This is a genomic window from Massilia rubra (assembly GCF_011682065.1).
Lineage (GTDB): Bacteria > Pseudomonadota > Gammaproteobacteria > Burkholderiales > Burkholderiaceae_D > Telluria_A > Telluria_A rubra.
In genome coordinates, this window is record NZ_VUYU01000017.1 from 103,357 (window position 1) to 124,481 (window position 21,125).

Annotated in this window: 17 protein-coding genes; all 17 read left to right on the plus strand. The window is 66.5% G+C overall.

Annotated elements, in window-relative coordinates:
- Window positions 1-176 precede the first annotated feature (176 nt).
- The 17 genes from F0185_RS22775 to F0185_RS22850 all read left to right on the plus strand — a co-directional run bounded on the left by F0185_RS22775 (window position 177) and on the right by F0185_RS22850 (window position 21,096).
- Entirely contained in the window at window positions 177-596 is a 420-nt protein-coding gene (locus tag F0185_RS22775) for a hypothetical protein (RefSeq protein WP_167228344.1), read from the plus strand.
- 98 nt (window positions 597-694) lie between these two features.
- Window positions 695-1,453: a 3-hydroxyacyl-CoA dehydrogenase gene (locus tag F0185_RS22780; protein WP_167228346.1), complete on the plus strand. Its 759-nt coding sequence runs from the start codon at window positions 695-697 to the stop codon at window positions 1,451-1,453.
- Window positions 1,454-1,528: 75 nt separating this feature from the next.
- Window positions 1,529-3,304 carry a gamma-glutamyltransferase gene (gene ggt / locus F0185_RS22785; RefSeq protein ID WP_167228348.1) on the plus strand — a complete coding sequence of 592 codons (1,776 nt, stop codon included), beginning with the start codon at window positions 1,529-1,531 and terminating at the stop codon, window positions 3,302-3,304.
- Window positions 3,305-3,386: 82 nt separating this feature from the next.
- Complete coding sequence (locus tag F0185_RS22790; RefSeq protein WP_166890597.1) at window positions 3,387-4,556, plus strand: patatin-like phospholipase family protein; 1,170 nt, start codon at window positions 3,387-3,389, stop codon at window positions 4,554-4,556.
- A 34-nt stretch (window positions 4,557-4,590) separates the two neighbouring features.
- On the plus strand, window positions 4,591-5,313 hold the full coding sequence (locus tag F0185_RS22795; RefSeq protein WP_167228350.1) for a response regulator: 723 nt from the start codon (window positions 4,591-4,593) through the stop codon (window positions 5,311-5,313).
- Window positions 5,314-5,354: 41 nt separating this feature from the next.
- Complete coding sequence (locus F0185_RS22800; RefSeq protein ID WP_370664053.1) at window positions 5,355-10,244, plus strand: two-component regulator propeller domain-containing protein; 4,890 nt, start codon at window positions 5,355-5,357, stop codon at window positions 10,242-10,244.
- 99 nt (window positions 10,245-10,343) lie between these two features.
- Complete coding sequence (locus F0185_RS22805) at window positions 10,344-11,063, plus strand: response regulator (RefSeq protein WP_167228352.1); 720 nt, start codon at window positions 10,344-10,346, stop codon at window positions 11,061-11,063.
- An 87-nt stretch (window positions 11,064-11,150) separates the two neighbouring features.
- Window positions 11,151-12,779 carry an AMP-binding protein gene (locus tag F0185_RS22810; protein WP_229477148.1) on the plus strand — a complete coding sequence of 543 codons (1,629 nt, stop codon included), beginning with the start codon at window positions 11,151-11,153 and terminating at the stop codon, window positions 12,777-12,779.
- A gap of 40 nt (window positions 12,780-12,819) precedes the next feature.
- On the plus strand, window positions 12,820-15,192 hold the full coding sequence (locus tag F0185_RS22815; protein WP_167228354.1) for a bifunctional salicylyl-CoA 5-hydroxylase/oxidoreductase: 2,373 nt from the start codon (window positions 12,820-12,822) through the stop codon (window positions 15,190-15,192).
- Window positions 15,192-15,683: a MarR family winged helix-turn-helix transcriptional regulator gene (locus tag F0185_RS22820; RefSeq protein ID WP_167228356.1), complete on the plus strand. Its 492-nt coding sequence runs from the start codon at window positions 15,192-15,194 to the stop codon at window positions 15,681-15,683. Before F0185_RS22815 ends, F0185_RS22820 begins: the two co-directional genes overlap by 1 nt.
- Window positions 15,684-15,691: 8 nt before the next feature.
- A complete protein-coding gene (locus F0185_RS22825; RefSeq protein ID WP_167228358.1) occupies window positions 15,692-16,546 on the plus strand; it encodes an enoyl-CoA hydratase family protein in 855 nt (284 codons plus the stop codon).
- 1 nt (window position 16,547) lies between these two features.
- Window positions 16,548-17,705 carry an acyl-CoA dehydrogenase family protein gene (locus tag F0185_RS22830; RefSeq protein ID WP_167228360.1) on the plus strand — a complete coding sequence of 386 codons (1,158 nt, stop codon included), beginning with the start codon at window positions 16,548-16,550 and terminating at the stop codon, window positions 17,703-17,705.
- 1 nt (window position 17,706) lies between these two features.
- A complete protein-coding gene (locus F0185_RS22835; protein ID WP_167228362.1) occupies window positions 17,707-18,099 on the plus strand; it encodes a RidA family protein in 393 nt (130 codons plus the stop codon).
- 114 nt (window positions 18,100-18,213) lie between these two features.
- On the plus strand, window positions 18,214-18,525 hold the full coding sequence (locus tag F0185_RS22840; protein WP_167228364.1) for a hypothetical protein: 312 nt from the start codon (window positions 18,214-18,216) through the stop codon (window positions 18,523-18,525).
- A gap of 141 nt (window positions 18,526-18,666) precedes the next feature.
- The gene (locus F0185_RS22845; protein ID WP_167228366.1) at window positions 18,667-19,521 is read left to right on the plus strand and encodes an apolipoprotein A1/A4/E family protein; all 855 of its coding nucleotides are present in this window, start codon (window positions 18,667-18,669) and stop codon (window positions 19,519-19,521) included.
- A gap of 54 nt (window positions 19,522-19,575) precedes the next feature.
- On the plus strand, window positions 19,576-19,701 hold the full coding sequence (locus tag F0185_RS35210; RefSeq protein WP_267876021.1) for a hypothetical protein: 126 nt from the start codon (window positions 19,576-19,578) through the stop codon (window positions 19,699-19,701).
- 249 nt (window positions 19,702-19,950) lie between these two features.
- Window positions 19,951-21,096 (plus strand): mechanosensitive ion channel family protein, encoded by a 1,146-nt coding sequence (locus F0185_RS22850; protein ID WP_229477149.1) that lies wholly within the window; start codon window positions 19,951-19,953, stop codon window positions 21,094-21,096.
- Window positions 21,097-21,125: the final 29 nt, after the last annotated feature.

Genomic DNA, 21,125 nt, shown 5'->3' on the forward strand with positions numbered 1-21,125 from the left:
GGTCGGAAGGGAACCGTCAATTATCGTCTTAATAACACTTCTGGTCAATAATAGAACTTGTTGGTTTGCAAATAAATGATGCTGTTTTGTCCGGCATCGGCACGTTCGGCTGGCGGCATGATCCTGTTAAAAATGGTAGTCTGGCCGTATCAATCAACCTCATGCGAGGTGACATCATGCTCATGCTGAAAATTGCCGTGCTCCTGGCGGCATTCCTGGCCGCCGGCGACGCGGTGGCGCGGAACGATGTCGCGCCGGCCGCGCCCGCAGCCCGGCTCAACGCTGAACCGGGCAAGAGTGCGCCGCCCAAAAAAGCGCCGCCCAAACGGCGCGCCGTGCGCCAGGTCGTCGACGGCATGCCCGCCTACGGCCCGCGCCTGGATGCGCCGCCGCCGGTGCCGCTGGGCCCCCGGCCGATACCGTCGGCGGTGGCGCCATCGGCCATCGCGCCGCCGCCGGCCGTCATCAGCGGCTGCGACGCCGGCGGCTGCACCGATGTGAACGGGGTCCGCTACAACGGCGCCGCCGGTAACAGCGTGATCGGTCCGCAAGGGCGCTCCTGCACCAGCAATGGCGGTGTGGTTCAGTGCTTTTAATGCGGCGCGACTGGTGTTTTCCGCGAAAAGTTCGCTACAATCCGGGTACTTGACGTTTACGTAAACGTCAAAAGAACCGATAAGAGAAAGAGGACACCATGCAAATTCAGGACAATGTATTCATCATCACGGGCGGCGCATCGGGCCTGGGCGCGGCGACGGCGCGCATGATCACCGAGGCCGGCGGCAAAGTGGTGCTGGCCGACGTGCAGGTCGAGGCGGGCGAAGCGCTGGCCGCTGAACTCAAGGGCACGTTCGTCAAGTGCGACGTCACGCTGGAGGCCGACGGCCAGGCTGTCGTCGCCGCCGCGCTCGCCATGGGCACCCTGCGTGGCCTGGTCAACTGCGCCGGCGTCGCCCCCGCGGTCAAGACCGTGGGCAAGGACGGCCCGCATCCGCTGGACGTGTTCCAGCGCACCGTCAACATCAACCTGGTCGGCACCTTCAATATGGCGCGCCTGGCCGCCGACGCCATGGGCAAGACCGAAGCGCTCGAGTCGGGCGAGCGCGGCATCATCATCAATACCGCGTCGGTGGCGGCGTTCGACGGCCAGATCGGCCAGGCGGCCTACGCGTCGTCCAAGGCGGCAGTGGCCGGCATGACCTTGCCGATGGCGCGCGACCTGGCCCGCAGCGGTGTGCGCGTGATGACCATCGCCCCCGGCATTTTCGAAACCCCGATGCTGATGGGGATGCCGGAAGAGGTACGCGGCGCGCTGGGCAACATGGTGCCGTTCCCGCAGCGTCTCGGCCGTCCCGCCGAATACGCGCACCTGGCCCGTGCCATCATCGAAAACACCATGCTCAATGGCGAAACCATCCGTCTTGACGGCGCGATCCGCATGCAGCCCAAGTAATTCATTTACTGTACGATAGCGGGATCGGACGCGCGGCCCTGCTGTAGGTGCCGCGCGTTTCTCATTGGAGAATCCATGCTCAGGTTGAAGTACCTTCCTTTCGCGCTGCTGTTGTTCGGCGCTCCCGTATTCGCCCAGGACGCCGCCGTGCGCGCGGCCGAGGCGCCCGAAATCCATACCGGCTATGCCGACAAGGCCGGCTGGGCCGCCAAGAAATTCATGGTCGCCGCAGCCAATCCGCTGGCGGTCGACGCCGGCTACCAGATATTGCGCAAGGGGGGCAGCGCCATCGACGCGGCGATTGCCACCCAGTTGATGCTCACCCTGGTCGAGCCGCAATCGTCCGGCATCGGCGGCGGCGCCTTTTTGATGCACTACGACGGCAAGAACGTGCAAGCCTTCGACGGCCGCGAAACCGCGCCCGCCGCCGCCGACGAGCACCTGTTCCAGAACAAGGATGGCACGCCGCTCGCGCGCACCGCCGGCGTGGTGGGCGGCCGTTCGGTCGGCGCCCCCGGCGTGCTGCGCATGCTCGAGATGGCGCACCGCCAGCACGGCAAGCTGCCCTGGAAGGCGCTGTTCGCGCCGGCCATTGCCATGGCCGACAAGGGTTTTCCGGTCAGCCAGCGCTTGAATGGCATGCTGATGTTCGACCAGCACCTGCGCAAGGACCCGGTGGCGGCCGCCTATTTCTATGATAAGGATGGCAAGCCCTGGCCGATCGGCCACCAGCTGCGCAACCCGGCGCTGGCGGCCACCCTGCGCGAGATCGCCGCCGGCGGCGCCGATGCTTTCTACAAGGGCCGCATCGCCAAAGACATTGCGGCCAAGGTGGCGGGGCACCCAACCAATCCCGGCCTGTTGACGGCGGCCGACATCGGCGGCTACCAGCCCAAGGTGCGCGCGCCGGTGTGCAGCGACTACCGCGCCTACACGGTGTGCGGCATGCCGCCGCCATCGTCGGGCGGCATCGCCGTGGCGCAGATGCTGGGCATGCTCGAGACGCGCGACATGCGCGCCTATGCGCCGGTAAACGGGGTGCTGGGGTCTGAGGCCGTGCATGTGTTCACCGAAGCCGGGCGCCTGGCCTACGCCGACCGCAATCGCTACGCGGCCGACACCGACTTCGTGCCGCTGCCGGGACGCGGCATTCCCAGCCTGATCGACAAAGCCTACCTGCGCCAGCGCGCCTCCCTGATCGGCGACAAGTCGATGGGCACCGCTAGTGCCGGCACGCCGCCGGGCATGGAAGTGGCGTGGGGGCTCGATAACGCGATCGAAACGCCATCGACCTCGCACTTCGTGGTGGTGGACGGCAAAGGCGCCGGCCTGTCGATGACGACCACGGTGGAAGACGCCTTCGGGTCGCGCCAGATGGTCGATGGCTTCATCCTGAATAACCAGCTCACCGATTTTTCCTTCGATTCGGTCGACGCGAGCGGGCCGGTGGCGAACCGGGTGCAGGCCGGCAAACGCCCGCGCAGCGCCATGTCGCCCACCGTCGTATTCGACCGCCAGAGCGGCAAACTGGTGCTGGCGATCGGCTCGCCCGGCGGGCCGGCCATCATCAACTACGTGGCCAAGACCCTGGTCGGCACCCTGGACTGGGGTCTGAACGTGCAGCAGGCCATCAGCCTGCCGAACTTCGGCAGCCGCAACGGCCCGACCGAGCTGGAAACCGGGCGCTTTTCTCCCGCCGTGCAGGAGGAACTCAAGGCGCGCGGGCATGCCCTGCGCAGCTACGAGATGACGTCCGGCCTGCACGGCGTGCAGCGCATCCTGATCCACGGCGAGCCATGGTGGTTTGGCGGCGCCGATCCGCGCCGCGAAGGCGTGGCCAAGGGCGACTGAGGGTGAAAGTCAAGCTATTGTAAAAAGTGTACAAGCCCTAAGTTTCTCCCGCAAGGCGGGCAGACCCTGATACGCTTGGCGGATGGAAACGGAACCGAAAACGGGCTTGATCCTTACCGGTGGTGGCGCGCGCGCCGCCTACCAGGTGGGGGTGCTGCAGGCGATCTCGCAAATTTTGTGGGAGGCCGGCTGGCGGCCCGCGCGCAATCCCTTCGATATCATCTGCGGCACCTCGGCCGGCGCGATCAACGCCGTGGCCCTGGCCTGCCGCGCCGACAACTTCGGCGAGGGCGTGCAAAAGCTGCTCGATGTGTGGGAAAACTTCCGCGTCGAGCAGGTCTACCGCGCCGATTCGCTGGGCGTGCTGCGCTCGGGCGCGCGCTGGCTCTCGCTGCTCTCGTTCGGCTGGCTGCTGCGCAAATGGCGCGCCGCGCCGCCCGCCTCGCTGCTCGACAACACCCCGCTGGTGGGCCTGTTGCACCGCATGCTCGACCTGCCGCGCCTGGACGCGGCCATGTCCGACGGCCTGCTGCATGCGCTGGCGGTGACCGCCTCGTCCTACACCGCCGGTAACCACATCACCTTTTACCAGACCGCCGCCGACATCGCGCCGTGGGTGCGCATGCAGCGCATCGCCCTGCAGGACCAGATCGGGGTCGAGCATTTGCTGGCGTCGTCGGCGATTCCCTTCATCTTTCCGGCCGTGCCGCTGTACCTGGGCAGCCACCGCGAGTTTTGCGGCGACGGCTCGATGCGCCAGCTCGCGCCGATTTCGCCGGCCATCCACCTGGGGGCGTCGAAGGTGCTGGTGGTGGGCGCCGGTCGCCTGTCCGAGCCGACCCGCGACACGCCCGGCCAGGCGCGCTATCCGAGCCTGGCGCAGATCGCCGGGCACGCCATGTCCTCGATTTTCCTCGACAGCCTGGCGGTCGACATCGAGCGCCTGAACCGCATCAACCTGACCCTGTCGCTGCTGCCCGAGGAATACCGCAGCAAGATGCCGTTGAAACCGGTGGAGCTGCTGGTGATCGCCCCGTCCGAACGGCTCGACGTGATCGCCAGCCGCCACACGGCCAGCCTGCCGGCGCCGATCCGCACCATGCTCTCGGGGATCGGCGCGACCGAGGCGCGCGGCTCGGCGCTGGCCTCGTACCTGCTGTTCGAATCGAGCTACACCTGTGAACTGATCCAGCTCGGCCAGCGCGACACGCACGCGCGCCGCGCCGATGTGCTGGCCTTTTTTGGCTCCTGAACCTTTGATGCGGCCCACCGCCATGGAGAACGTCATGAAAGCACTGATTGTCGACGACGACGTCGTCTCGCGCATTGCGCTGATGGACCTGCTGTCGGTGTACGGCATTTTCGACCTGGTCGAAGCCGAAGACGGCGCCGCCGCCTGGGACCTGCTCGCAGCGGGCCTGCATCCGGTGATCGTATTTTGCGATGTGCGCATGCCGCGCATGTCCGGCATCGCCTTGTTGGAGCGCATGAAGGGCGACCCGCACCTGGCCCAGGTGCCGTTCGTGCTGGTGTCGTCGGCCTCCGACCGCGACACCGTGCTGCAGGCGGTGACCCTGGGCGCGGTCGGCTACATCCTCAAACCGCTGCACGCGGCCGAAGCGCGCGCGCATCTGGAGAAAATCTTCCGCATCACGCTCGACAAACTGGCCGAAGACCCGGCCACCACCATGCGCCGCCTGAACATCGGGCCGGACCGGCTGGCCGCCTACCTGGCCGCGTTCGCCGAGCAGTTGCTGGCCGGGCGCGTCGATATCGTCGCGCTGCTCGACGCCGGCGAGGGCGCCGACGCCCGCCTGCGCATCGATTCGGTGCATACCGGCTGCATGACGCTCGGCCTGTGGCACGTGGCCTCGCAGCTCGATAACGCGCGCCGTGGCCTGCCCGACGCCCGCACCGTGGCCCTGGTGCTGGGCGAAGTGAGCGAGTCGGTGCGGCGCCAGTTAACCCGCCTGCGCGCCGGCATGCCCGATGAAGGAGTGCTTGCCTGAACCCGATCCGCCGCCTGCGCGCCCTGTGCGCGCTGTTCCTGGTGCTGTGCTGCCTGCCTTTCGCCGGCAGCCAGGCCGCGCCCGCGCGCACCCTGCGCTTCGAGCACCTGAGCGTGGAACAGGGCCTGGCCCAGGAATCGGTGCTGGCGGTGGCCCAGGACGCCGACGGCTTCATGTGGTTCGGCAGCCAGGCCGGCCTGTCGCGCTTCGACGGCTACCGCGTCACCACCTGGCGCAATGTGGTCAGCAATCCGCGCAGCCTGGTCAACAACTGGGTGCGCGTGCTGCACGTGGACCACGGCGGGCGCCTGTGGATCGGCACCGACGGCGGGCTTGACCGCTTCGATCCGGTCACCCAGACTTTCATCCATTACGCGCCGAATGAACCGGTCAAGCGCGGCAACGGCAACCTGCACGTGCGCGCGATCGCCGGCGACGGCCGCCAGGGTCTGTGGCTGGGCACCAGCGACGGCCTGCAGCACTTCGACATGGTGAGCGGGCGCTTCAAGGTGTGGCACCATGTGGCGGGCGAGGAGGGCAGCCTGGCCGACGACCAGGTCAACGCGCTGGCGGTCGACGCCGGCGGGCGTGTCTGGGTCGGCACCTCGTCCGGCGTGGACAGCCTGGCGGTTGGCGCGCGCGCCTTCGAGCACCATCCGGCCCCTGGCCTGGACCACAAGAACAATATGGTGCAGGCCTTGCTGGTCGACGCCGACCAGACCCTGTGGATCGGCAGCCTGGGTGGCCTGGAAAGCTGGAAGATCGGCAGTCCTGCCGCGCAGCGGCGGCGCCTGGGCGCGCCGGACGGCCTGCGTTCGGGCTACGTCACCACCCTGTACCAGGACCAGGACCGCAACCTGTGGGCCGGTAGCCATACCGACGGCCTGTATCGCTGGCAGCCGGCCACGCGCCGTTTCGCCAATTACCGCCACCTGCCGGGCGACCGGCACAGTGTGGCCGACAACCAGATTTCGGCCATGTACCGCGACCGCGTCGGCACCTTCTGGGTCGGCACCTGGTACGCCGGCGTGAGCCGGGTCGACTTGAACAGCGGCGGCTTTGCGCGCATTGCGCGCCACGCCGAAATTGCCGATACCCTGTCCGACAACAAGGTACGCGCGATCGCCGCCGCCCCCGGAGGCGACCTGTGGATCGGCGCCAACAGCGGCTTGAACCGGCTCGACCCCGAGAGCGGCCAGGCGCGCCTGTACCGCCACGATCCCGATAACCCGAACAGCCTGGCCGGCATTCCGGCCAGCGCGCTGGCGCACGACCAGGACGGCATGCTGTGGATCGGCAGCCATTCGGGGGTGGCGCGTTTCGATGCCGCCAGCGGCAATTTCACGCGCCAGTCGTTCGCCGAGGGCGACCCGGACGGCAACCATATCCGCGGCATGCTGTCCGACCGCGCCGGCATGATGTGGATCGCCTCGCGCGGCGGCCTGCACCGGCTCGACCCGGCCACGCGCGCCGTCGTCACCTACCGCCACGACGCGGCCGACAGTTCCAGCCTGGCCGACAACGTGGTGCGCCCGCTGCTCGAAGACCGGCGCGGCCAGCTGTGGATCGGCACTTTCGATGGGCTCGACATGTTCGATCGCGCGAGTGGCAAATTCCGCCACTTCCGCCACGATCCGGCCAACCCGGCCAGCCTCAGTCACGACGAAGTGCACTATCTGCACGAAGATAAAAAGGGCACGCTGTGGGTCGGCACCGCGGCAGGGCTGAACAAAATGACGATCGGCCCGGGCGCCGCCGGCGCGGTGAGCTTCCGCCGCTACACCGTGGCCGACGGCGTGGCCGACGATGCGATTGCCGCCATCCTGGAAGACGAGGAGGGCAAACTGTGGGTGAGCACCAACACCGGCATCTCGCGCTTCGATCCGGCCACGGGCACCTTCCGCAACTACAGCGCCGGCGACGGCACCATCGAAGGCGCCTACTTTGACGGCTCGGCCCTGCGCGCGCCGGACGGCACCATGTACTTCGGCGGCTTCAATGGCGTCACCGCCTTCAATCCCAAGGCCATCAGCGACAACCTGATCGCCCCGCGCCCGGTCATCACCGGTTTCCAGATCTTCAACAAGCCGGCCGCGCTGGCGCGTCCCGGCCTGTTCAAGGGGCCGGTCGAGTCGACCCGCGCGGTTACCCTGGGCGCGGCCGATTCGGTGTTTTCGCTCGAGTTCTCGGCCTTGCATTACGCCGCCCCGCAACGCAACCTGTTTTCGTACCGGCTCGAGGGCTTCGACCAGAACTGGGTCAACACCGACGCCAGCCGCCGTTTCGCCACCTACACCAACCTCGATCCGGGCACCTACACCTTCCGCGTGCGCGCCGCCAACAAGGATGGCGTGTGGAGCGACGACAGCGCCAGCATGGTCATCACGATCCTGCCGCCGCTGTGGAAGACCTGGTGGTTCCGCACCCTGTCGGTGCTGCTGGTGCTGGGCAGCGCCTACTGGGCCTACCGCGCGCGCCTGTCGGGACTGCGGCGCCAGAAGGATCTGCTGGAAACCCAGGTCGGCGCGCGCACGGTCGAAGTCGAGCAGCAGAACCGCCTGCTGGAGCGCCAGAAGCGCGAGCTCGAAGCGCAGCGCCTGGACGCCGACAACCAGCGCGCCGAGGCCGAGCAGCGCCGCTTCGACGCCGAACGCCAGAAGGAAGAAGTCGAGCGCCAGAAAGAGAACGTGGAGCTGGCGCACCGGAACATCTCGGTGCTGTCGGAAATCGGGCGCGAACTGACCGCCACGCTCGACATGGAAACCATCATGGGCACGGTGTACCGCCACGTGCACCACTTGATGGATGCGCGCATTTTCGGCATCGGCTTTTACCGCGAGGATGCGGGCGTGATCGAGTTTCCGTTCGCGATGGACCAGGGCGTGCGCAGCCAGTTCTATACGCGCCCGCTGGACGATCCGCACCAGTTTGCGGTGTGGTGCCTGAAGCACCGGCGCGAAGTGTTCATCAACAACCTCGAGGTCGAATATGCGCGCTACCTGGACGCCGAGCAGAGCGCCGTGCCGATCCCGCCGCTGCGGGTGGACGGCACGCCGCGCTCGCTGCCGGTGGCGATGATGTACGTGCCCCTGATCGTCAAGGAACGCATGATGGGCGTGCTGTGCGTGCAGAGCGTGGAGATCAATGCGTATCACCGCGTGCACCTGGACATGCTCAAGACACTGGCCGCGCACGCGGCGGTGGCGCTCGATAACGCGCGCGCCTACCGCGAGCTGGAAGAAACCCAGGCGCGCCTGGTCGAGCAGGAACGCCAGGTGCGCCTGAACACGGACGAACTGGCGCTGGCCAACCGCGCGCTCCAGGAAAACGATGAACGACTGCGCCTGGCCAAGCAAAAGGCCGAAGACGCCACGCGCCAGAAGTCCGAATTCCTGGCCAATATGAGCCACGAAATGCGCACCCCGCTGGCCGGCGTAATCGGCATGCTGGGCTTTGCGCTGCGCGACGGCCACCTGCAGGAAAGCACGCGCGAGCAGATCCTGCGCGGGCAGGCCAACGCCCAGTCGCTGCTCACCATCATCAACGACCTGCTCGATTTTTCCAAGATCGAGGCGGGCAAGCTGACCATCGAAAACATCGATTTCGCGCTCACCGCCGCCGTCGAAAACGTGGTCAGCCTGTTCGAGGAGCAGGCCGCCGCCCAGAGCGTGGGCTTTGACGTGGCGCTGGCCGAGGACCTGCCGCGCTTCGTGGTGGGCGACCCGACCCGCCTGCGCCAGGTGCTGGTCAACCTGGTCGGCAACGCTTTCAAGTTCACCAACAACGGCGCGGTGCGCCTGGCGGTCGAACGGGTGGCCCCGGGCGAGGGCAGCGCGCCGGGGGTAAACGTGATCCGCTTTTCGGTCAGCGACACCGGCATCGGCATCGCCCAGGACGCGCTCGAGCGCCTGTTCCAGAAGTTCGAGCAGGCCGACAGCACCACCACGCGGCGCTACGGCGGCACCGGTCTGGGACTGGCGATCTGCCGCCAGCTGGTCGATCTGATGGGCGGCTCGATCAGCGTCGAGAGCCTTGAGGGCGTGGGCAGCACCTTCAGCGTGCTGCTGCCGCTGGCCGACGGCGTGGCCCCGCCGATGGTGCCGCACGTGCCGCGCGAGCCGCACAGCCACCGCCTGAAAGTGCTGTGCGCGGAAGACTTCCCGACCAACCAGATCATCATCCGCATGATGCTGGAAGACCTGGGGCACAAGGTCGATATCGCCGACAACGGCTTATTGGCGGTGGCGGCGTGCGCGCGTACCCGCTACGACCTGATTCTGATGGACGGGCGCATGCCCGAGATGGACGGCGCGTCCGCCACGCGCCTGATCCGCGCCGGCGGCCCGCCCGAAGCGCCGGTGCGCGACCAGGAACTGATGATCGTGGCCCTGACCGCCAACGCCAGCGAGGAAGACCGCAGCCGCTACCTCGCGTGCGGCATGGACGACTTCCTGACCAAGCCGATCGACGAAGCGGCCTTGCATCATCACCTGAGCCGCGCCATCGAGCGCCAGCTCCAGCGCGGCATCAGCCTTTCGCCGATGCCGCAGCCGCGCGTGGAACGCGCGCCGAGCACCTCGGAGCTGGACGCCATGTTCGGCGTCGATACGGGGCCGGCGCCGCTGGCGGGACCTGCCGCGCACAACGCCGGACGGCGCGCCAGTGACCTGAAGGCGCGCATGCGGGCCGCCTTTGCCAGCGACCTGCCGGGCCGCCGCGCCGAGCTGGAACAAGCCATCGCCATGCACGACGCCGAAACGGCGGGCCGCCTGCTGCACGGTTTCAAGGGCAGCTCGTCCTATCTGGAAGCGGCCGAACTGCACCAGTTATCGGGCGAAATGGAAGAAGCGGCCGACGCGCGCCGCTGGGACGCGATCGCGGCGGCCATGCCGCGTCTGCGCGAACTGCTGTCCGCCTACGACAACTTGTAGTCGCTCAAGCGCTGACCCGTCATGCATATGCTGTAATATTCGCCTGAACGTGATCGGAAAGGATGTTTTGTGGCGTTGCTGCGTACGGGAGGTGGCCAAATGAAGGTTCTGGTGGTGGATGACGACATCGTATCGCGCATGGTGCTGATGCACTTGATCGACGCCTGCGGCAAATACGAAATCCTCGAAGCGGAAGACGGCGCTGACGCCTGGGACCAGCTGGAACAGGGCTTGCGCCCGGCGATCTGTTTTTGCGACCTGCGCATGCCGCGCCTGTCCGGCATGGACCTGCTGCAGCGCGTGCGCGCCGACGGCGCACTGGGCACGATGCCGTTCGTGCTGGTTTCCTCGGCCACCGACCGCGATACGGTCGACCAGGCCAGCGGCCTTGGCGCGTCGGGCTACATCGTCAAGCCGTTCCAGGGCGAGCAGGTGCGCGAGCACATGGCCGGCCTGACCGGGCGCGATCCGATCGCGGTGGCGCCGCGCGCCGAAAAAGTGCAGGCGACCCTGCTGCGCCTGGGGATCGGGGCCGAGCGCCTGATGGTCTACCTGGGCGGGCTGCAATCGCAGGTGGCCGCGGCCGGCGCCGACATCGCCGACCTGCTCGAACGCGGCGACGATGGCGCGGCCCGCGTGCGCATCGAACGCTTGCATGCCGGCTGCCTCACCCTGGGCCTGGACGGCGCGGCCGACACCCTCAAGTCGCTGCAGCCCGGCGCGCTCGATCCTGCCCAGGTCAAGCTGGCGCTGGCCGAGGTGGTGCGCTCGGCGATGCACCAGAGCGAAGCGCTCAAACGGGTAGGCGGCGCCTCCTGACGGCGCTGCGCGAAAGCGCTTGATGTTGTGATAGTTTAGGTCTAAAGTATCTCTCGGTGAACGACTGACACTTTTCCCGGGGCGACCATGACACATTCGACGGCATCGGCATTGAGCGCTTCGGCCTACCAGGACGGCTTTGCGCGCGAACACCTGCCGCCGCCGGGCCAATGGCCCGCCTTCCTGTTCGACCTCCCCGAACTGCAGTACCCATCGCAGCTGAACTGCGCCGCCGAACTGCTCGACGCGGCCGTGGAGCGCGGCGCGGGCGAGCGCATCGCCATCGTCGGCGAGCACGAAAGCTGGACCTACGCGCAACTGCAGCGCCGGGTCGACCGCATCGCCTACGTGCTGCGCGCCGACCTGGGACTGGTCACCGGCAACCGCGTGCTGCTGCGCGGCGCGAACAACCCGATGATGGCGGCCTGCCTGCTGGCCGTGCTCAAGGCCGGCCTGATCGCCGTGCCCACCATGCCGCTGCTGCGCGCGCGCGAACTGACCGCCATCGTCGACAAGGCCAATGTGGACGCGGTGCTGTGCTCCGCCACCTTGCGCGGCGAGATCGACGCCGTTTCCGCCTTGCCGCGCCATGTGGTGACGTTCAACGACCCCGATAACCCGGCCTCCATCGAGGCCATGATGGCGCGGCACCCGGTGCCGTTCGCCGCGCACGCCAGCGCCGCCGACGATGTATGCCTGATCAGTTTTACCTCGGGCACGACCGGCATCCCGAAGGGCACGATGCACTTCCACCGCGACGTGCTGGCCATTTGCGACTGCTTCCCGCGCCATACCTTGCAAGCGCGCGAGGACGATATTTTCATCGGCACGCCGCCGCTGGCGTTCACCTTCGGCCTGGGCGGGCTGTTGCTGTTCCCGATGCGCGTTGGCGCGGCCGGCGTGCTGCTCGAAAAGCTCACGCCCGACACGCTGCTGGCCGCCATCGACAAATACCGCGCCACGGTGTGCTTTACCGCGCCGACCTTTTACCGCCAGATGGCGCCGCTGGCCGCCAATTACGATTTGTCGAGCCTGACCCGGACCGTGTCGGCCGGCGAAGCGCTGCCGCTGGCCACGCGCGACGCGTGGCAGGCGGCGACCGGGCTGCGCATGATCGACGGTATCGGCGCGACCGAACTGCTGCACATCTTCATTTCGGCTGCGGGCGACGCGATCCGGCCAGGTGCGACCGGTAAACCAGTGCCGGGCTACCAGGCCTGCATTCTCGATGCGAGCGGCCGGCAGGTGGGGCCGGGCGTGATCGGCCGGCTGGCGGTAAAAGGCCCGACCGGCTGCCGCTACCTGGCCGACGAACGCCAGAACGATTATGTGAGCGATGGCTGGAACCTCACCGGCGACGCCTACGAGATGGACGCCGACGGCTACTTCTACTACCGCTCGCGCACCGACGACATGATCATCTCGGCCGGCTACAACATCGCCGGCGCCGAAGTCGAAGACGCCCTGCTGCGCCATGAAGCGGTGGCCGAATGCGGCGTGGTCGGGCGCCCTTGCGAGGAACGCGGGCAGGTGGTGGAGGCGCATGTGGTGCTCAAACCCGGCTTCGATCCGAGCGAAGCCCTGGCTACCCAATTACAGGATTTCGTCAAGCTGCAGATCGCCCCGTATAAATATCCCCGTTCGCTCAGGTTCATCGACAAATTGCCGCGTACCGAAACCGGCAAGCTGCAGCGCTTTAAGCTGCGCGTCGCCTAGCGCGTCGCCTAGCGCGCTATCTAAACACAAGACCAAGCCCATGAATATTGTATGTATCGGCGGCGGCCCCGCCGGACTGTATTTCAGCCTGCTCATGAAAAAGCAGGACCCGTCGCACCAGATCACCGTGGTCGAACGCAACCGCCCGTACGATACCTTCGGCTGGGGCGTGGTGTTTTCGGACCAGACCTTGGGCAACCTGGTGAACGCCGATGAACTGACCGCGCGCGCGATCCTGCAGTCGTTCAATCACTGGGACAATATCGACATTTTCTTCAAGGACGAAAAAGTCACTTCGGGCGGGCATGGCTTTTGCGGGATCGGGCGCAAGCGCTTGCTCAACATCCTGCAGCAGCGCTGCGAGGAGCTGGGCGTGCGCTTGGTCTTCGAGAGCGACGTCGATGACGACCAGGCGCTGGCCGCCCAATACGGCGCCGACCTGGTGATCGCGTCGGACGGCTTGAACAGCCGTACCCGCAAGCGCTACGCCGCCACCTATCAACCCGAGATCGAGGCGCGCCGCTGCCGCTTCGTGTGGCTCGGCACGCGCAAGAAGTTCGATGCGTTCACCTTCGCCTTCAAGGAGACGGAGCACGGCTGGTTCCAGGCGCATATCTATCAGTACGATGGCGACACCTCGACCTTCATTATCGAGACGCCCGAAGACGTGTGGCGCCGCGCCGGCCTTGACCAGATGACCCAGGAAGAGAGCATTGCCTACTGCGAGCGCCTGTTTGCCGACCAGCTGGACGGGCATGCGCTGATGTCCAATTCGCCGCACCTGCGCGGTTCAAGCATGTGGATCACCTTTCCGCGCGTGGTGTGCGCGCAGTGGGTGCATTGGAATGGGTCTGTACCTGTTGTGCTGATGGGCGACGCCGCCCACTCGGCGCACTACTCGATCGGTTCCGGCACCAAGCTGGCGCTGGAAGACGCGATCGAGCTGGCGCGCTGCTTCGGCGCGCACGCCGGTGCGGCGCAGGCGCTGGCGGCCTACCAGGAAGTGCGCGCGGTCGAAGTGCTCAAGCTGCAAAGCGCTGCGCGCAATTCGATGGAATGGTTCGAGAACGTGGAGCGCTACACCGCCATGGAGGCGCCGCAGTTCGCGTACTCGATGCTCACGCGCAGCCAGCGCCTGTCGCACGAAAACCTGCGCCTGCGCGACCCGGAGTACATCGCCGGTTTCGAAGCCTGGATCGCGCGCCGCGCCTGCGAGCAGGCTGGCGTCGAGGCGCCGCTTGGCGCGCGCGTGCCGCCGATGCTCACGCCCTTCAAGCTGCGCGGCGTGACGCTGAAGAACCGCATCGTGGTCTCGCCCATGGCGCAGTATTCGGCGGTCGACGGCGTGGCTGGCGACTATCACCTGGTGCACCTTGGCGCGCGCGCGCTGGGTGGCGCGGCTCTGGTATTTGCCGAGATGACGTGCGTGTCGGCCGATGCGCGCATTACCCCGAACTGCCCCGGCATGTACGCCCCGGAGCACACGGCGGCGTGGAAGCGCATCGTCGACTTCGTGCATGCCGGTTCGGACGCCAAGATTGCGCTGCAACTGGGCCACGCGGGACCGAAAGGATCGACCCGTGCCATGTGGGACGGAATCGACCAGCCGCTCGAGAACGGCAACTGGCCGCTGGTGGCGGCGTCCGATGAACAGTACCTGGAAGGCGTCTCGCAGACAGCGCGCGCCGCCACGGTCGAGGACATGGACCGCATCGAAGCCGATTTTGTGCGGGCCACGCGGGCGGCAGCCGATGCGGGTTTCGACTGGCTGGAGCTGCACTGCGCGCACGGCTACCTGCTGTCGTCGTTCATCTCGCCGCTGACCAACCGGCGCGACGACGACTTCGGCGGCACGCTGGAAAACCGCTGCCGCTATCCGTTGCGGGTGTTCCGGGCGGTGCGCGCCGCCTGGCCGGTGGACAAACCGATCAGCGTGCGCATCTCGGCGCACGACTGGGTTGAGGGCGGCATCACGCCCATTGACGCGGTGCTGATCGCGCGCCTGTTCAAGGAAGCCGGCGCCGACATGATCGACTGCTCGTCGGGGCAGGTGAGCAAGCGCGAAAAGCCGGTGTACGGGCGCATGTTCCAGACCCCGTTTGCGGACCGCGTGCGCAATGAAGCGAAGATCCCGACGATGGCGGTCGGCTCGATTTTCGAGGCCGATCACGCCAACAGCATCATCGCCGCCGGCCGCGCCGACTTGTGCGCGGTGGGGCGGCCGCACCTGGCCAACCCGGCGTGGACATTGAGCGAGACGGCGAAGATCGGTTTTTCGGCGATCGCGTGGCCCAAGCCGTACCGGCCCGCCAAGCAGCAGCTGGAACGCAACCTGGAACGCGAACGCCAGTTGGCCGCCGCGGGCGCCGGCATAACCCCGCAGCAGGTCGCGGCCAGGCTGCTGGAGGGTTGATGGACGAGATCACTCAAGACAACAGCGGTGCTGGGCTGGACCTGGCCAGCCGCCTGACGCAAGACCATCACCAGTCGCTCAAACTGTGGCTGCGCATGCTCTCGTGCACGGTGCGCATCGAAAACGAAATCCGCAGCCGCCTGCGCACGACCTTCGACATCACCCTGCCGCGCTTCGACTTGATGGCGCAGCTGGAGCGCCATCCGGACGGGCTGCGCATGGGCGAGCTGTCCAAGCGCATGATGGTCACCGGCGGGAACATCACCGGCATCACCGACCAGCTGGAACAGGAAGCGCTGGTGGTGCGCGTGCCCGACCCGAAAGACCGGCGCGCCTACAGCGTCAAACTCACGCGCGAAGGGCACATCGCCTTCGCCAGGATGGCGGTGGTGCACGAGGAGTGGATCGCCGACCTGCTCAAGGATATATCGCCCGACGATAAAGGGCGGCTCATCGCGCTGCTCTCGCAAATGAAACAGCATCTTCAATAAGGAATACCATGCGTTACCTTCCAGGCCAGGCACAGCAACTGCCCGGCAACCGCAGCGCGCTGGCGTCGTACCAGGCCAGTCATTTCCGTTTCGAGGTCGAGGGCGCGGTGGCGACCCTGACCCTGAACCGCCCGGAGCGCAAGAATCCGCTCACCTTCGACTCCTACGCCGAGCTGCGCGACCTGTTTCGCGCGCTGGCGTATGCCGACGATGTGAAGGCGGTGGTCATCACCGGGGCGGGCGAGAATTTTTGTTCGGGCGGCGATGTGCACGATATCATCGGGCCGTTGACGCAGCTCGACATGCCCGGCCTGTTGGCGTTCACGCGCATGACGGGGGACCTGGTCAAGGCGATGCGCGCCTGCCCGCAGCCGGTGATCAGCGCGGTCGATGGCATCTGCGCCGGCGCCGGCGCGATCCTGGCGCTGTCGTCCGACCTGCGGCTGGGGACTGCGCGCAGCAAGACGGCGTTTTTGTTCACGCGGGTCGGCCTGGCCGGCTGCGACATGGGCGCCTGCGCGCTGCTGCCGCGCGTGATCGGGCAGGGCCGCGCCGCCGAACTGCTGTATACGGGGCGCTCGATGTCGGGCATCGAGGCCGAACGCTGGGGCTTTTTCAACAGCGTCAGCGAGCCCGAAACGCTGCTGGCCGACGCGCAGGCGCTGGCCGCGTCGCTCGCTACCGGGCCGACCTTCGCGCATGGCATGACCAAGAAAATGCTGCAACAGGAGTGGAACATGGGCGTGGACGAAGCCATCGAGGCGGAAGCGCAGGCCCAGGCCATCTGCATGGCGACCAACGACTTTCATCGCGCCTATCACGCTTTCGTGGCCAAACAGCGGCCTGTGTTCGAGGGAGATTGAGATGGCTGACAAAACCTACCTGGACTGGCCGTTTTTCGAACCCGCGCACGGCGCGCTGGAGCAGGCGCTCGATGCCTGGGCCGGCGCCAACATCAATGCCACCCACGGACGCGATGTCGACGGCGTTTGCCGCACGCTGGTGCGCCAGTTGGGCGATGGCGGCTGGCTCGATCACGCGGTGGGCGCGATCGACACGCGCGCCATTTGCCTGATCCGCGAAACGCTGGCCCGCCACGATGGCCTGGCCGACTTTGCGTTCGCCATGCAGGGCCTGGGATCGGGCGCGATTTCGCTGTTCGGCAGTGTCGCCAACAAGGAGCGCTACCTGCCGCGCGTGGCGCGGGGCGAGGCGATTGCGGCCTTTGCGCTGTCGGAGCCGCAGGCCGGCTCGGACGTGGCGGCGCTGCAGTGCGCGGCCGTGCCGGACGGCGACGGGTATGTCTTGACTGGCGAGAAGACCTGGATTTCGAATGGCGGCATCGCCGACTTTTACGTGGTGTTTGCGCGCACCGGCGAGGCGCCCGGCGCGCGCGGCATCAGCGCGTTTATCGTCGATGCCGATACGCCGGGCTTGTCGGTGGCCGAACGGATCGAGGTGATCGCCCCGCATCCGCTGGCGCGCTTGCGCTTCGATGGCTGCCGCGTACCTGGCACGCAGCGCCTGGGCGAAGCGGGGCAGGGCTTCAAGGTGGCGATGGCGACGCTCGATGTGTTCCGCACCTCGGTCGCGGCGGCGGCGCTGGGCTTTGCGCGGCGCGCGTTCGACGAGGCGATCGCGCATGCCAGCACGCGCAAGATGTTCGGGCAAACGCTGGCCGACTTCCAGCTCACGCAGGCCAAGCTGGCCGAGATGGCGACCGGGATCGACGCGGCGGCGCTGCTGACGTACCGGGCGGCGTGGCAGCGCGACCAGGGCCGCAAGGTCACCAAGGAGGCGGCGATGGCCAAGATGACGGCCACCGAAACGGCGCAGAAAGTCATCGACGCGGCGCTGCAGATGTTCGGCGGGATGGGCGTGGTCAGCGAACATCCGGTGGAGCGGCTGTACCGCGAAATCCGGGCGCTGCGCATTTACGAGGGCGCCACCGAAGTGCAGCAGTTGATCATTGCGCGCGAGCTGCTGCGCGAAGCGGCGCCGGCGCTGGAAGGGAAGGCATAGCATGGAATTTCTTCAACCGCCGGGCTGGGCGCGCGCGCGCGGCTATTCGAACGGGGTGGCGGCCAGCGGACGCACGGTGTGCGTGAGCGGCATGATCGGCTGGGACGGGCAGGGCGTATTTCACACGGATGACTTCGCCGGACAGGTCAGGCAAGCGCTGCAGAATGTGGTCGACGTGCTGGCCGAGGCCGGCGCGCGGCCGGAGCATATCGTACGCATGACGTGGTACGTGCTCGATAAGCATGAATATCTGGGTGCGCACAAGGAAGTCGGGGCGGCGTATCGCGAGGTGATCGGCAGGCATTTTCCGGCCATGACGGCGGTGCAGGTGGCCGGCTTGATCGAGGACCGGGCGCGCGTGGAAATCGAGGTCACGGCGATCGTGCCGGCCTGAGCCCGGTAGCGCGGCGCATGCCGCGCATGCAGCAACGGCAGGCGGATAGACCGCGCATCCGACGCCAATCGTGCGTCCGTTGCGGGTGTATGCGGGACGCCGTATGATGGCTGCATGGACCCGCATCCGACACCGTTCGAACGATGTAGCTGTTGCTGTTCGGCGCCCAAGGCCGACCAGGATCAATCGCGTTTCGACCCGGTGGGGATCGTGATGAAAGGGCTGACGGTCATACTTATCATCGTGTTTATCGGGATAATGCTTTTAGGTAATATGTGCCTCGATCAACAGAAAAAGCTTGCCGAAGAGCTTGCCGAAGCGCGGAGTCAATTGGCCAACGAGCGTGTGGCGCATCAACAACTACGACAGCAACTACAGCAACGACAACAACCGTTACCTGCTACTTTGCCGCCCGCGCAGCGCTGAGCTTCCTGTTTTTTGAATTGGTTCCCCTCGTTCTTCCCTTGTCTGATTCACGACAAAGCGCCTCTGAAAAGCGTCATGACGGCAATCGCACGCGCCTACACTTGATGGCGCGGCGTGTGCCGTAACAGCCGGGGAAGGTAGATGACAATGAATGCCGTGCCAAGCGGGCCATCGAAGCCTGACAACAAACGTGCGCCCGGTGCGGGCGGTGGCGGACCGCCGTACGATGGCGGCACCGAACGCCGCCTCACCGCGCTGGAAACGCGTTTCGATACCATTTTGCCGACGTTGGCGACCAAGGCCGACATGGGCGAGCTGCGCCTGGATCTGGAAAAGATGCGATCCGAGCTGGTTGAGAAAATAGGCGGTTCGAGCACCGAGCTGCGTGGAGAAACCAGTGCGTTGGGCACCGAATTGCGTGGAGAAATCAGCGCGTTGGGCACCGGGCTGCATGAAAGAATCAGCGGGCTGGGTACTGAATTGCGTGCGGAAACCAGCGCATTGGGCACTGGGCTGCATGAAAGAATCAGCGGGCTGGGTACTGAATTGCGTGGAGAAACCAGCGCGTTGGGCACCGGACTGCATGAAAGAATCAACGGACTGCATGAAAAAATCAACGTGCTGGGCACTGAATTGCGTGGGGAAACCAGCGCGTTGGGCACCGGGTTGCGTGGAGAAACCAGCGCATTGGGTACAGGGTTGCGCAAGGAAATCAGTGAATTGGGTTCGAGTCTGCGCGCAGAAATGAAGGAGCTGGGCAAGGAAGTGCACCGTAGCTTGATGAGGGCAATGATGTGGTTTGTGGGGTTTACCGCCACCGCGATGCTTGGCGTTGCCGGGGCCTTTTATCACCTGAATAGTCAAGTTGGCAGTCTCGCTGCGCGCCTGCCTCCCGCCTCTTCTGTAGCGCCTGTGCCGGGGCAACCCGCAGCATCGCCCGCAGCCCCGGCGTCTCGTGCACCGTCCCTGTCGTGGGAAGCACCGGGACCCAGTTGAACAATGGTATGACTCGGCCGCTCCTGCTCGCCCCGGAGCCGCTGGCCAGCGCACTTGGCGGCTGGCTGTGCTGGCGCGCCGGCCGTCGGGCTGTTTTTGCTGGCGATGGCGCTGCTGTTGTTGGACACGCCGAAGGTGGTGTTGGCGGGCGGCATCGCAGCCAGGCTCGAAGTGGCTTGACTTGGTGGGCGCGGCGATGTTGCTGCCGGTGATCCTGGCCGGCACGGTGCTGGTGTTCTGGCTGATCAGGGGGAAGGTCAGGGCGCGGAAGGGCGATCACGCGTGACTGCGCCGGGGCACCGGAGGCACCGGTGCTGGGGGTTTCTTTACCGAAATGTGCGACAACATTCATGCTGAGCTTGTAGGCTGCGGCTTTCGGGCGGCTTGCTACCAGCCGACCATCGCATTCGAAGGAGACCACATTTGGATATGCGCACGTTTACCTCCCCGCTGGCCGGGATCGACCCCACCAACTGGCTGCTGGCGGCAGCCGTGGCCGTGGGCAGCTATGTCATCCTGCACGGCGCCGTAGTCCTGTTCCGCCGTCACTTGGCCAGGCTGAGCGAGCAGGGAAGGGCCGACCGGCCCGCCGCCGAATTGCTCAAGGCGACCCTGGCGCGCACCAGCAAACTGGCGCTGATGGTCACCGCGCTGCTGTTGGGGCTGACCGTGCTCGACCTCGGCGCGCCGTGGGACGAGCGCGTACGCCACCTGTGGTTCATCGCCCTCGGCGCCCAGTTGGCGCTGTATCTGGACCGCGCGCTCAGCGTCGGCGCGCAGCGCTATTTCCGCAGCCGCGCCAGTGCGCCGGACGCGCCCGCCACCGTGGCCAATACGCTCATGGTGTGGGTGCTGAAAACCGTGTTGTGGGTGGTGTTTTTACTGGCGGTGCTGTCGAACGTGGGCATCGATGTGTCGACCCTGGTGGCCAGCCTGGGCATCGGCGGCATTGCCGTCGCGCTGGCGGTGCAAAATGTGCTGGGCGACCTGTTCGCCTCGCTGTCGATCGCCGTCGACAAGCCGTTCGAAGTAGGCGATGCGATCAGCGTGGCCGGGTTCTCCGGCAATGTCGAACACGTGGGCCTGAAAACGACCCGCATCCGCTCCGACAGCGGCGAGCAGATCGTGATCGCCAACGCCGAACTGCTGAAAAATACCTTGCGCAACTTCAAGCGCATGTCGACCCGGCGCGTGCAGTTTTCGCTGCGCGCCAATCCCTCGACCACCCGGGCCCAGGCGGCCCAGGTGCCGGGCGTGCTGCGCGCCATCATCGAACGCCAGGAAGGCGTGCGCTACGACCGCGTACACCTGAAAAGCGTGACCCAGGAAGCGCTCGAGTTCGATGTGGTGTTCCATGTGCTCGATCCTTCCTACGGTCGCTACATGGATATCCAGCAAACCATTTTGCTGGCCGCGATGGAGGCTTTCGAGGAACTGGGCGTGTCCACGGTCGGCGCCTCGCGCCATGTGCTGATCGAACGGATGCCACGCCCCGACAACGGCAAGCCGGCCGCGCCCGCCAAGCCGGCGGCGGCGCTGCACAATATTGTGTCGACGCGCAAGCAGCCGTCCTGAATAGACTTTTGCTGCGGTAACGAAATGGC